The organism is Rhizobium sp. A37_96, assembly GCF_053521765.1.
In genome coordinates this window covers 1-13,545 of record NZ_JBNWDS010000010.1, presented here as the reverse complement: position 1 = coordinate 13,545, position 13,545 = coordinate 1, and the positions used below count along the sequence as shown (strand labels likewise).

The 13,545-nt window shown below is 63.4% G+C and carries 9 protein-coding genes; 5 read left to right on the top strand and 4 right to left on the bottom strand.

All coding sequences use genetic code 11. From position 1 onward, the window contains the following. The first annotated feature begins 72 nt into the window (after window positions 1–72). From ACQZ6J_RS22260 to ACQZ6J_RS22245, 4 genes are all read left to right on the top strand, one after another. On the top strand, window positions 73–1,026 hold the full coding sequence (locus tag ACQZ6J_RS22260; RefSeq protein WP_163993237.1) for a DUF1402 family protein: 954 nt from the start codon (window positions 73–75) through the stop codon (window positions 1,024–1,026). A gap of 120 nt (window positions 1,027–1,146) precedes the next feature. Beyond that, on the top strand, window positions 1,147–2,541 hold the full coding sequence (locus ACQZ6J_RS22255; protein WP_449085657.1) for a cytochrome P450: 1,395 nt from the start codon (window positions 1,147–1,149) through the stop codon (window positions 2,539–2,541). A gap of 87 nt (window positions 2,542–2,628) precedes the next feature. Then, window positions 2,629–4,632 (top strand): hydantoinase/oxoprolinase N-terminal domain-containing protein, encoded by a 2,004-nt coding sequence (locus ACQZ6J_RS22250; RefSeq protein ID WP_449085656.1) that lies wholly within the window; start codon window positions 2,629–2,631, stop codon window positions 4,630–4,632. Window positions 4,633–4,751: 119 nt separating this feature from the next. Further along, window positions 4,752–6,920: a malate synthase G gene (locus ACQZ6J_RS22245; RefSeq protein WP_449085655.1), complete on the top strand. Its 2,169-nt coding sequence runs from the start codon at window positions 4,752–4,754 to the stop codon at window positions 6,918–6,920. A gap of 270 nt (window positions 6,921–7,190) precedes the next feature. Here the strand turns inward: ACQZ6J_RS22245 and ACQZ6J_RS22240 are convergent, their stop codons facing one another. Then, window positions 7,191–7,865 (bottom strand): L,D-transpeptidase, encoded by a 675-nt coding sequence (locus tag ACQZ6J_RS22240; protein WP_112803917.1) that lies wholly within the window; start codon window positions 7,863–7,865, stop codon window positions 7,191–7,193. A gap of 181 nt (window positions 7,866–8,046) precedes the next feature. On the opposite strand from ACQZ6J_RS22240, the gene ACQZ6J_RS22235 reads away from it, so the two are divergent. Then, window positions 8,047–8,535, top strand: a complete 489-nt coding sequence (locus ACQZ6J_RS22235; protein ID WP_449085654.1) for an MmcB family DNA repair protein — start codon at window positions 8,047–8,049, stop codon at window positions 8,533–8,535. A gap of 62 nt (window positions 8,536–8,597) precedes the next feature. On the opposite strand, the gene ACQZ6J_RS22230 is transcribed toward ACQZ6J_RS22235, so the two are convergent. The 3 genes from ACQZ6J_RS22230 to hrpB all read right to left on the bottom strand — a co-directional run bounded on the left by ACQZ6J_RS22230 (window position 8,598) and on the right by hrpB (window position 13,067). Then, complete coding sequence (locus ACQZ6J_RS22230; protein WP_163993226.1) at window positions 8,598–9,185, bottom strand: ActR/PrrA/RegA family redox response regulator transcription factor; 588 nt, start codon at window positions 9,183–9,185, stop codon at window positions 8,598–8,600. A gap of 76 nt (window positions 9,186–9,261) precedes the next feature. Beyond that, window positions 9,262–10,554 carry an ActS/PrrB/RegB family redox-sensitive histidine kinase gene (locus ACQZ6J_RS22225; RefSeq protein ID WP_449085764.1) on the bottom strand — a complete coding sequence of 431 codons (1,293 nt, stop codon included), beginning with the start codon at window positions 10,552–10,554 and terminating at the stop codon, window positions 9,262–9,264. Between the two features lie 47 nt (window positions 10,555–10,601). After that, entirely contained in the window at window positions 10,602–13,067 is a 2,466-nt protein-coding gene (hrpB, locus tag ACQZ6J_RS22220; protein WP_449085763.1) for an ATP-dependent helicase HrpB, read from the bottom strand. Window positions 13,068–13,545: the final 478 nt, after the last annotated feature.

Genomic DNA, 13,545 nt, shown 5'->3' with positions numbered 1-13,545 from the left:
TTTATTCGGCCAAGATTATCCGTCAGGCAGCCGCACGGAAACATCGGTTGAAACTTCGACAGGACAGCCATCTTGCGACGTATACTGATCATTGCTCTTCTGGCGGTCGCCAGCTTCTCCTGGATCCCAGCTCATGCGGACGCGGCAACCGCGGTGCCTCCTGGCAACCGCAATGCCGAGCAGCCGCCGGTTCCCGGCGCCTCCGTCCGGCGCACGCGCGGCACGAATTCGACCTTCGATCGCAAGTACCAGAAGGTCCGCGAGCTGCTGGCAACGGACACGCGACTGATGTCGAAGATCAAATCGACGGCACGCGCTTACGGTATCGATCCGATCCATATCATCGGCGCGCTCGTCGGCGAGCATACCTACAATGTCGATGCCTATGACGGCCTGCAATCCTACTACGTCAAGGCCGCATCCTATGCCGGCCAGAGCTTCCGCTTTGCCTATGACGGCGAAAACGTCGACGATTTCGTCGCGCGGCCGCAATTCGACGCCTGTAAGGGCAAGGGCGATTCCTACGCCCTGTGGACCTGCCGCGAAGATGTCTGGGAAGACGATTTCCGCGGCAAGACGGTCGGCGGCAAATCCTATCCCGACAATCGCTTCAGCGCGGTTTTCTTCCAGCCTTTCTATGCCGGCCAGACCTTCGGTCTCGGTCAGGTCAATCCGCTGACGGCGCTGGAACTTTCCGATCTGGTCAGCCGCACCTCGGGCATTGCGAAGCTGGACGAAAAGGATGCCGGCGGCGTCTACAAGGCGATCATGGATCCCGATCTGTCGCTGGCCTTCGTCGCGGCATCGATCCGCAAGTCGATCGACGACTATCGCTCGATCGCCGGCATGGATATTTCCGGCAACCCCGGTATCACCGCGACGCTCTACAATCTCGGCAATTCCCGCAAGCGCGCCGCCGCCCTTGCCGCCAGGAACAGGGGCGCCTCGCAGCCGGTGTGGCCGGAGGAAAATTACTACGGCTGGCTCATCAACGACAAGCTGAGCGACCTGAAGTCGCTGCTTTAGGCATCTGACGCGACGTTTTATCGTCTGGATTTCGCGCGCGGCGTTCCCCATATCGGATGGGTGCGCCGTTCCGGTCGTGTCGATCGGGCAACGGCCCGGTCTTCGAGGAGAGTTGATCTCATGGACATGATTCCGGAAGCCTTCTCTCCGCCGGCGCCGATTCCGCGCACCATCCCCCCGTCGCGCTGGACGATCATCAAAACCATCCTGCGCAATCCGCTCGAACTCTGGGGCGAGCCTTCCTATACGCTGCCGTGGATCAAGGCGAAGTTCTTCAGCGAACAGACGCTGATCGTCAACGATCCCGGCCTGATCAAGCATGTTCTGGTCGACAACGCCGCCAACTACCGCATGGCCGATATCCGCCAGCTCGTGCTCCGGCCCATCCTGCGCGACGGACTGCTGACGGCGGAAGGCCCCGTCTGGAAGCGCTCGCGCAAGGCGGTCGCACCGGTGTTCACGCCGCGTCATGCCCAGGGCTTTGCCGGCCAGATGCTGAGCCAGAGCCTGGAATATCTGCATAAATACGAGCAGGCCGGCAGCGAAGGCGCGGTGTTCGATATCGCCGCTGACATGACCGAGATGACCTTCGCCATCCTGGCGGAGACGTTGTTCTCAGGCGAGATCGTCACCGAAGGCGAGCATTTCGCCGACGATGTCAACGAGCTGCTGCACCGCATGGGCCGGGTCGATCCCATGGATCTCCTGCGCGCGCCCGCCTGGGTGCCGCGCGTCACCCGCATCGGCGGCCAGCGCATGCTCGACAAATTCCGCGGCATCGTGCGCAATACCATGGACCTGCGCCTGGAAAAGATGCGCAAGGATCGCGCGAGCGCCCCGGACGATTTCCTGACGCTGCTTCTGGAGAAGGCCGGCCCAGATGGGCTGACCATGGAGGAGATCGAGGACAATATCCTCACCTTCATTGGCGCCGGCCATGAGACGACCGCCCGCGCGCTGGCCTGGACGCTTTATTGCGTCGCCAACAGCCCGCATATTCGCCAAGCCATGGAAGAGGAAATCGACCGGGTGCTGGCAAGCGATGCGGAGCCGGTCGCCTGGCTCGACCTGATGCCGCACGTCCGCGCCGCCTTCGAGGAGGCGATGCGCCTTTATCCGCCGGCGCCGTCGATCAATCGCGCCGCGATTGCCGATGACGAATGGACGAGCGCCAAGGGCGAGCGCGTGACGATCCCCAAGGGGATCACCGTCCTCATCATGCCGTGGACGCTGCACCGCCACGAACTCTATTGGGACAAGCCGCGCGCCTTCATGCCGGAGCGCTTTCTTCCGGAGAACCGGGGCAAGATCAACCGCTTCCAGTATCTGCCCTTTGGCGGGGGCCCGCGCGTCTGCATCGGCGCCATTTTCGCGCTTCAGGAAGCTGTCATCGCCCTTGCCGTCATGATGCGTCGCTTCCGCTTCGACCTGACGGACGAAACCGATCCCTGGCCGGTCCAGAAGCTGACGACACAGCCGCGCGGCGGATTGCCGATGCTGGTGACACGGCGGTAAGACTGTTTTTGCCGCTTGCCAGCTAGCGGCTCAGGCCGCAAGGGTGCAATAACGGCATCACATTCCGTTCAAGAGCTGGATATTTTCGTGATCTCTCATTTCCTGCTCGGCATCGATACGGGTGGAACCTATACCGATGCCGTTCTCTTCCATGAAACCGATGGCGTGATCGCCAAGGCGAAATCGCTGACCACGCGGCACGATCTGGCCGTCGGCATTGCCGGTGCCGTCGATGCCGTCATTGCCAAAACTCAAATTCCCGTCTCGGCGATCGGCCTCGTATCGCTGTCGACCACGCTCGCCACGAACGCGCTGGTGGAAGGGCAGGGCGGCCGCGCCGGCTTGATCATGATCGGCTTCGGGCCGGACGATCTCAAGCGTGACGGTCTTGCGGAAGCGCTCGGCTCCGATCCCGTGCTGTTCCTTCCCGGCGGCCACAATGTCCACGGCAACGAAAATCCGCTCGATCTCACGGCGTTGCGCGAGGCGTTGCCGGAACTGGCGAAGACGGTCTCCTCCTTCGCCGTCGCCGGCTATTTTGCCGTGCGGAATCCGGCTCATGAAATCAGGGTGCGCGATTATATCCGCGAACTCTCGCACCTGCCCGTCACCTGCAGCCACGAGCTTTCCTCCAAGCTGGGCGGGCCGCGCCGCGCCTTGACGACGCTGCTCAATGCCCGCCTCGTCTCGATGATCGACCGCCTCGTCGGCGCCTGCGAAGGGTTTCTGGCGGCGCGCGGCATCTCCGCGCCGATGATGGTGGTTCGCGGCGATGGTGCCCTGATTTCCGCCGCCGAGGCCAAGCTTCGGCCGATCGAGACCATTCTGTCGGGCCCGGCCGCAAGTCTTGTCGGCGCGCGCTATCTTACAGGTCTCGACGATGCGGTGGTTTCCGACATTGGCGGCACCACGACCGACGTTGCCGTCATGGAGGATGGCCGGCCGCGGCTGGATGCGGACGGCGCGGTGGTCGGGGGCTATCGAACCATGGTCGAGGCCGTCGCCATGCGCACCTATGGCCTCGGCGGCGATTCCGAGGTGAAGATCAATGATCGCGGCCTTGTCGCCGCTTTCGAGCTCGGACCTCGCCGCCTGTTGCCGCTCAGCCTCGCTGCCCATATGCATGGCGAGGCGGTGCTCGAGGTGCTGGAGCAGCAGTTGCGGGCGTCGCATCTGGCCCGCAATGCCGGCCGTTTCGCCCTGCGCACCGGCGTACCGGACCATCTGGCGAGCGGTCTTACGGCGCCCGAACAGGCACTGTTCGACAGGATCGGCGCGGTTCCCGTGGCGCTCGACAAGCTTCTGACGATGACATCGCAGAAAGCGACGCTGGATCGGCTGGTGGCGCGCGGCCTCGTGCATCTGAGCGGCCTGACGCCCTCCGATGCCATGCATGTGCTTGGCAGGCAGAGCCAGTGGAACGAACCGGCGGCCCGCCTCGGGCTGGCCCTGGCCATGCGGCTGAAGGATGGCTCCGGACGAGCTATCGCCTCATCGGTCGAGGAACTCGCGCAGAAGATCGTCGATCGCCTCACCCGCCAGTCCGCCGATGTCATTCTGGCCGCCTGCCTTGCCGAGGATGGCGTTGCCGATCTGGATCCCGCCCGCTCGACCTCCATCGACCGTGCTCTTCGCCGCGCCCCGGGGATCGCCCGTTTCGCCATTTCGCTCGACCGCCCGCTTGTCGGGCTCGGCGCTTCCGCCCCGGTCTATTATCCCGCGATCGCGGAAATGCTGGCGACCGAAAGCGCCATTCCCACCGATTCGGATGTCGCCAATGCCGTGGGTGCGGTGGTCGGCCAGGTGCGGGCCAGCGCCATCGTCTTCGTCACCATGCCGGAGGACGGCATCTATATCCTGAACGGCGCCGGTGAGAGCCTGCGCTTTACCGACGAGGACCGAAGCTTTGCCGACGCCCGTTCGCGCGCCGTAGAAGCCGCGATGGCGCAGGCGCGGTTGAACGGCGCGGTCGATCTTGTCGTGGCGGTGGACGAGCAGGTGGATGCGCCGGAGGTCGAGGGCAGTCGCAAGCTGATCGAAGCACGGTTCATAGCGACCGCCAGCGGTCGTCCGCGAATCGCTGCGGACTGATTGTTTCCAGGAAGGCATAAATCTTTCGAATTATTTCCAAATTGACGGAAAGCGAAACCGTCAGCAAAGTGGCAGCATATGAAAATTGAGCCGTAACACGGCCTTGAGGAGTATTTGGCATGAGCCGCATTGAGAAAAACGGGCTTCAGATCGAACCGGTACTGTACGATTTCCTCGTCAAGGAGGCCCTTCCGGGTTCGGGTGTCGATCCTGATACCTTCTTTGCCGGTTTTTCCAAGATTGTCCACGACCTTGCACCCAGGAATCGCGAGCTGCTGGCCAAGCGCGACAAGATGCAGGTAGCGCTCGACGACTGGTATCGCAAGAACGGCGCCCCCGTCGATCTCGCCGCCTACGAGGCTTTCCTCCGCGACATCGGCTATATCGTGCCCGAAGGCCCGGCCTTTACGATTTCGACGGCGAATGTCGATCCCGAAATATCGGAGATTGCCGGCCCGCAGCTCGTCGTTCCCGTCATGAACGCCCGCTATGCCCTGAACGCGGCCAATGCCCGCTGGGGATCGCTTTACGACGCCCTCTACGGCACCGATGCCATTCCCGAGACCGATGGCGCCGAGAAGGGCAAGGGATATAATCCCAAGCGCGGCGAAAAGGTCATTGCCTGGGTCCGCGACTTTCTCGATTCCACCGTGCCGCTCGATGGTGCGAGCTGGAAGGATGTCACCGGCCTTGCCGTGAAGGATGGTGCGCTGGCGATTGCCGCCGGGAGCGGTGCCGTCAAGTTGGCGGACGCCAGCCATTTTGCCGGTTATCTGGGCGATGCAGCCGCTCCGACGCACATCCTGCTGAAGCAGAACGGCATCCATATCGAAGTCGTCATCGACGCGAGCACCGCCATCGGCAAGACCGACCCGGCCGGCATTTCCGACGTCCGCCTGGAATCGGCGATCACGACGATCATGGATTGCGAGGATTCCATCGCCGCCGTCGATGCCGAGGACAAGGCCGAGGTCTACCGCAACTGGCTCGGCCTGATGAAGGGCGATCTCACCGAGGAAGTCGCCAAGGGCGGCAAGACCTTCACGCGCCGGCTCAACCCCGATGTCACCTATACCGCGCCGGATGGCGGCACCTTCGATCTGCATTGCCGCTCCCTGATGCTGGTGCGCAATGTCGGTCACCTGATGACCAATCCGGCCATTCTCGATCGGGACGGCAACGAGGTGCCGGAAGGCATCATGGATGCCGCAATCACCGGCCTGATCGCGCTCTACGATATCGGCCCGAACGGCCGCCGGAAAAACTCGCGCACCGGCTCCATGTATGTGGTCAAGCCGAAGATGCACGGTCCCGAAGAGGTCGCCTTCGCGGTCGATATCTTCTCGCGCGTCGAAGACCTGCTCGGCATGCCGCGCAACACCATCAAGATGGGCATCATGGACGAGGAGCGCCGCACGACGGTCAACCTCAAGGAAGCCATCCGCGCCGCCCGCGAGCGCGTCGTCTTCATCAACACCGGCTTCCTCGATCGCACCGGCGACGAGATCCATACCTCGATGGAAGCCGGCCCGATGATCCGTAAGGGCGACATGAAGCAGGCGGCCTGGATCGGGGCTTACGAAAACTGGAATGTCGATATCGGCCTGGAATGCGGCCTGTCCGGCCATGCCCAGATCGGCAAGGGCATGTGGGCCATGCCGGACCTGATGGCGGCCATGCTCGAGCAGAAGATCGCTCACCCCAAGGCCGGCGCCAACACCGCCTGGGTGCCGTCTCCGACGGCGGCAACGCTGCATGCCACGCACTATCACCGCGTCAACGTCGCCGACGTGCAAAAGAGCCTGAAGAGCCGTGGCCGCGCCAGGCTCTCCGATATTCTGTCCGTGCCGGTCGCCTCGCGACCCAACTGGACGCCGGAGGAAATCCAGCGCGAGATCGACAACAACAGCCAGGGCATTCTCGGCTACGTCGTGCGCTGGGTCGATCAGGGCGTTGGCTGCTCCAAGGTGCCCGACATCAACAATGTCGGCCTCATGGAAGATCGCGCCACCTTGCGCATCTCGGCGCAGCACATGGCGAACTGGTTGCACCACAAGGTCATCACCGAAGCGCAGATTATCGAGACGATGAAGCGCATGGCCGCGGTGGTCGATCAGCAGAATGCGGATGATCCCCACTATATCGCCATGTCGGGCGATTTCGACGGCTCGATCGCCTTCCAGGCAGCGCTCGATCTCGTGCTCAAGGGGCGCGAGCAGCCGAACGGCTACACCGAACCGGTCCTCCATCGCCGCCGCATCGAACTGAAGGCAAGGCAGGCGGGCTGAGTCGTCTTCTCCATCTAAGGCCATCTCGATCCTTCGAGGCCTTGTCGTCTGCGCTGACGCTTCGACGGCAAGGCTCCTCAGGATGAGGTGGAGAGAGTCTTGCGGCCAGGGGAAAGATCAGCCCTCATCCTGAGGCGCGCAGCCAAAGGCGGAGCCTCGAAGGACGAGGGCGGGTGGGACAGCATAGGATCGATCCCCAATTCTTCAAAAACAAAAAGGCCGCCGGATCGATATCCGGCGGCCTTTTCGTTCAATTCAAGTAGCCAGCGATTACTGGATCACGATGACCTTGGTGCTGCGGCCCGGAAGAACGCGGCTGTAGAGATCGATCACGTCCTGATTGATCAGGCGGATGCAGCCCGAGGAGGCAGCGGTGCCGATCGAAGCCCATTCCGGCGTACCGTGCAGGCGGAACAGCGTGTCCTGGCCCTTTTCGTTGTAGAGATACATGGCGCGCGCGCCGAGCGGGTTGGAAAGGCCCGGGTTCATGCCGCCATCGACATACTTGGCGATTTCCGGACGGCGGACAGCCATTTCCTTCGGCGGATGCCAATTCGGCCATTCCTGCTTCCAGGCGACATAGGCGGTGCCGGACCAGGAGAAGCCCTGCTTGCCGACGCCGATGCCGTAGCGCATCGCTTCGCCATTGCCGAGGATGTAATAGAGATGACGCTCGCGCGTGTTGACGATGATCGTGCCTTCGGCCTCATCCGTCTTGTATTCGACGATCTGACGGCGGAACTGCGGTTTCACCTTCTGGATCGGAATCGCCGGCAGCTGAAAGCCGTTGTCGCTGGTCACACCGTAGTCGCCATCGAACGTCTTGATGGTCTCGGTGGCCGAATTTGCGGTTGCGGCCGGCGCTGCTGCGGCGGTGGTGGCATAGCCAGCCGATGCGAGCATTGCGACAAGGCCGAGTGCGGTCATAGCATTACGGATGCGCATGGAAGTCTCTTGAATTTTCGTGGCGGGGAACGGATGGCTATCAACCATCTTTGTCTAAAGTTTATTTTCCATTAAACTTGGCTTTGCAAGCTGCTCTGGCCCTACAAAAATAGCGCCGGCGCGCAAATTAGAAGGACATGGTTTTTTTGCAACAACGCCGGGCCTGTCCCCGAGACAATTCATGACGATTTTGAACGTTTACAATAACAATCCGTTAATAGATGGCAGGCAGTCGGAGCGAGCCATGCTTGTGCGCAAGGGCGTGCAGTTGTTACTGCATGAAATGCGTCACGCCGTGCTGCCGGAACTGCCGCTTGCCAGCGGCCGTCGCGCCGACCTCATCACGCTGTCGGAAAAGGGGGAAATCTGGATCATCGAGATCAAGACCTCGATCGAGGATTTCCGCGTCGACCGCAAATGGCCGGAATACCGCCAGCATTGCGACCGGCTGTTCTTCGCGACCCACAAGGATGTGCCGCTCGACATCTTTCCGGAGGAGTGCGGGCTGTTTTTGTCCGATGGCTATGGCGCTCACATGATCCGTGAGGCGCCGGAGCATCGCCTGCCGCCCGCGACGCGCAAATCGGTGACGCTGAATTTCGCGCGCGTCGCCGCCCAGCGGCTGCTTTTGGCCGAGTGGGCGACGGGCAAGTCCTTCGCTTCCGAATAGGTCAGTGAGTCTCCGGCGCAATTCCGGACGGAAAACCGCTGCACACTTTTCCTGGAATTGCTCTATTTCGGCGCGCGCTTGGCGAGGATGCGCTGCAGCGTGCGGCGGTGCATGTTGAGCCGGCGGGCCGTCTCGGAAACGTTGCGCTCGCACATCTCGTAAACACGCTGGATGTGCTCCCAGCGCACGCGATCGGCCGACATCGGGTTTTCCGGCACTTCCGCCTTTTCGCCGGGGCGCTGCGTCAGCGCGGCATAGACGTCGTCGGCGTCGGCGGGCTTCGCGAGATAGTCGAGCGCGCCGAGCTTGACGGCCGTCACCGCCGTCGCGATGTTTCCGTAACCCGTCAGCACCACGATATGCGTGTCGTCGCGCCGCTGGCGGATCGCCTCGATCACATCCAATCCGTTGCCGTCGCCCAGGCGAAGGTCGACCACGGCATATTTCGGCGGGGTCGCCTTGGATTTGGCAACGCCTTCCGCCACCGATTCCGCCGTCTCGACGTCAAAGCCGCGCGTTTCCATGGCGCGCGCCAGCCGGCGCAGAAAGGGGCCGTCGTCATCGACGATCAGCAATGTGGCATCCGGGCCGATATGGGCCGCGTCGTCCTTGGCCCCGGTCTGCGGGGCAATGCTGTCTTTATCCGTCATTTTATCTTCTATCCCGGCGACCATCCGCCTGCATATTCTACCGATTTTTGACGATCGCTGTTTTAAGCCGTGAAAATCATTTTGTCGAATTACTGTCGATCAACACGCGCGGCCATTCGACGCGGACGCGCGCGCCGGGCGTCTCCGGATCGCGATTGCCGAAGGAAAGTGCCGCGCCGGATCGTTCGAGCAGCGTCTTGGCAATGAAGAGGCCGAGCCCGAGGCCGCCTGCCGTGTCGTCACGCTGGCGCGAGGTGACATAGGGCTCGCCGATCCGCGCCAGGATTTCCGGCGAATAGCCGCTCCCATCGTCCTCGATGACTATGGTGAGCGTGTCGGCAGTGTACTCCACGGTGATGGTCACCGTCTTGCGGGCATAGTCCACCGCGTTTTCGATGAGGTTGCCAAGGCCGTACATGATGCCGGCATTGCGGTTCAACACCGGCTCGCCGGCGCGCGGGCTTTTTTCGATCAGCTCCAGCGCGATCCCGAACTCGCGATGCGGCGCGATGATCTCTTCCATCATGGAAGACAGCGTCAGCCGCCGCATATGGGCCTCGTCCTCCGAGGAGAGCGTCGTCAGCCGCCTGAGGATGTCACGGCAGCGCTCGCTCTGGCTGCGCAGCAGCGCCACGTCCTCGCGGAAACGGTCGTCCTCGCGAAGTTCCCGTTCCATTTCCTTGGCGACCACGCTGATGGTGGCAAGCGGCGTGCCGAGTTCGTGCGCGGCCGCCGCCGCCAGCCCGTCCAGCTGCGACAGGTGCTTTTCCCGCTGCAGCACCAGTTCCGTCGCAGACAGGGCGTCCGCAAGCTGCGAAGCCTCCATGGAGACGCGATAGGCGTAGAAGGCGGCAAAGGCCATGGTGGAGGCGATGGAGCACCAGACGCCGAGCTGCATGACGCTATGCACGTTCACGGCGACGCCTTCGTACCAGGGCAAGGGGAACGGCGAGAAGGCCAACCCGGTGATGCAGATCATCGCCAGCAGGATCAGCGGCATGCTGTAGCGGATCGGCTGCGAGGCAAAGGAGATGATGACAGGCACGCAGACCAGCGCCGAAAATGGATTGGCGAGGCCGCCTGTAATCAGCAGCAGCCCGCAGAGCTGCAGCAGGTCCAGGCCGAGCAGGGCAAAGGCCGCCGGAGGTTCCAGCCGATGGGTCGGCGGATAGCGCAGCGTCAGGAAGAAGTTGATCCAGGCAAGGCAGGCGATCAGCACGCAGCAGGGCAGCAGCGGCATGGGGAATTTCAGCCAGAAGGCGACGATCATGACCGTCACCGTCTGGCCGCCGACCGCAAGCCAGCGCAGGCGCACCAATGTCTGCAGCCGCAGCCGCCGGCTGGTATGGTGGTCGTCCTGCGCCTTCATTTCGGCCTCGGACAGTTTTTCCAGTCCTCGGAAGAAGCGTGCCATCGTCAGGTCCCCCTTGGCTTGGCGCGTGTCGTCGGCAGTGCATCGGCCGGGTCTTCCGGCCAGGGATGCCTCGGGTAGCGCCCGCGCATGTCGGCGCGCACATCCTTCCACGATCCTGCCCAGAAGCCGGGCAGGTCGCGCGTCGTCTGGATCGGACGGTGGGCCGGCGATGTCAGCTCCAGCACCAGCGGCAAGCGGCCGCCGCCGACGGCCGGATGCTGCTTCAGCCCGAACAGCTCCTGCACGCGAATGGTCAGCAGGGGTTCCTCGCCGTCATATTGAATGGGATGGCGCTGGCCGGTGGGCGCTTCGAAATGCGTCGGTGCCATCCGCGCGAGATCGCGCTGCAGCTCATGCGGCACCAGGGACATCAGCCCGTTGGAAAGCCCGCCGGCGGAAATGTCGGAAAGGCCGCGCGCGTCGATCTGAAACGGCGTGAACCAGTCGTCGAGCCGGGCAAGCAGGGCCTCGTCGCCCATGTCGGGCCAGGGCTCGCCGATCGTCCTGTATAGGAAGCCGATCCTGTCGCGCAGCTGCGCCGCCTCCTTCGAAAAAGGCAGCACCTCGATCCCGAGTTCGCGGATGCCGTCGGCCAGCGCCTTTGCCGCCTGCGCGCCGGAGGGGCGCGGCAGGGGTGTTTCCTCGAAGATGATGGCGCCGAGCCGCGTCGCCCGCCTTGCGCGCACCTGACCGCTCGCCCTGTCGAAAAAGCTCTGGTCTTCGGTGCGGATCTCGCCCGGCAAATGCTCCTCGACATCGGCGCGGGAAATCTCCGCCGCGGCCAGGATGCGCGCCTGCGCCGCCCGGCCGGTCAGGTCGGCAATGACAAGCATCTGCGAGCCGGCAAGCCGCTCGGTTTCGGCTAGTTCCGCGCCGCGCCCGTTGGCCATGACGAAGCGTCCGCGTCCGCCGCGCTGCAAGGCGATCCGGTCGGGAAAGGCGTGCAGCAGCAGCGAGCCGGCCAGAGAAGGCGGCGCGGCGGCGGCACTTGCTTTACCGCCAGCCGCCGAGGTGAGCCTCCCGGCGAGCCGGCGCGCCGCTTCCGCCCGTTCACCCTTCTCCGTCTTGAAGCGTCGCAGCCGCTCTTCGAGATCGATGCTCTGACCGCCGAGCCCCTGTTCCGTCAAAAGCACGGCCAGCAAGGCGGCCTCGCGCGCCTGGCCGAATTCGGCGGCTGAAATCACCATCGCCGCCAGTCGTGGCGGCAAGGCAAGCTCGCGCATCAGCCGGCCATGCGTCGCCAGCCCGTTTTCCGCGTCGAGCGCTCCCAGCTGACGCAGCAGGGCGCGCGCCTCGGCAAGCGTCGTCGCCGGCGGTTGGTCGACGAAGGCAAGCGTCGCCGGATCCTGCACGCCCCAATGGGCGAGATCGAGCGCGAGGCCCGAAAGGTCGCTGGAAAGGATCTGCGGCGGCGTAAAGGCGGGGAGCGCCGCCGTCTGACCCGAGTGCCACAGGCGGACGGCGATGCCCGGTTCGGTCCGCCCGGCGCGGCCGGCGCGCTGGTCCGCCGAGGCGCGCGATACGCGCACCGTCTCGAGCCGCGTGATACCGGTCGAAGCCTCGAACACCGGCAGGCGCTGCAGGCCGCTGTCGATGACGATCCGCACGCCGTCTATGGTGATGGAGGTTTCGGCGATCGAGGTGGCAAGCACGATCTTGCGGGTGCCCTGCGGCGCGGGCCGGATCGCCGCGTCCTGCTCCTTCTGGCCGAGATTGCCATAAAGCGGCGTGATCATCGTCTTCGGTCCGAACCGGCCGTCCAGCCGTTCCGCTGTCCGGGTGATTTCCGCCTGTCCCGGCAGGAAGGCGAGGATCGAGCCTTCTTCTTTCGCATGTGCATCGAGGATCGCCCGCGTCACCGTATCCTCGATGCGTTCGCCCGCTGGCCGATCCTGATGGCGGATATCGATCGGAAAGCTGCGGCCCATGCTTTCGATGACGGGCGGATGGCCGAGCAGGGCCGCGACCCGCTCCACGTCCAGCGTCGCCGACATGACGAGGATGCGCAGATCCTCCCGCAGCGCCGACTGCACGTCCAGCGCCAGCGCCAGACCGAAATCCGCATCCAGCGAGCGCTCGTGGAATTCGTCGAAGATGACGGTGGAAATGCCGGAGAGTTCGGGGTCGTCGAGGATCATCCGCGCGAACACGCCTTCCGTCACCACCTCGATGCGGGTTTTGGAGGAGATACGGTTGTCGAGGCGCATGCGGTAGCCCACCGTATCGCCCACCTGTTCGCCGAGCAGTGAGGCCATGCGGGCGGCAGCCGCCCTTGCCGCCAGCCGTCGCGGCTCCAGAAGAATGATCCGGCCGTCGCCGCGCCATTCCTGCCCCAGGAGATAAAGCGGCACCAGCGTCGTCTTGCCGGCGCCGGGCGGCGCGGACAGCACCGCACGCCCGTGGCCGGAAAGTGCAGTGCCGATATCGCCAAGCACATGCGAGACCGGAAGCTCCGGCAATGGAGGCACTTTATATGTCACGCCTGCTGGCTCCGTATCGCTTTATATAGAGGGGTGTCGGGCTCGTATGGCAAACCCGTTTGCGCCCGTTCCCTATGAAGAAACAACATGCTTCGCTTCCCCTGTTCGTTTGATCTCTATTAGGTCCTGGGCGTTTTGCTGGCAATGAGAGGCCGGGCACCTGCGCGGGCGACGCGATTTGTGCTGGTTTGGGGAGGCAATCAGGACGATTCCTGCGAAAAGCGTAAAATGAATCCGGAAAACATATCCAATCCGGTACATTTTCCTCTCTTTTCCCTGTTCCTTACAAATAACCTATTAAAACCAGTTAGTTACAAAAATGTCAGAATTTTTACAGAGGCGGTGTTGACTATATCGGGTTGGGGGGTCTATAAGCCCGATCACTGACGAGGGCGGCGGCGCTGCTGGCGACGAAGTCCTTCGCTCTGGTGTTTCCTGGATTGGCTGCGATGCTGATTGCTGGTTC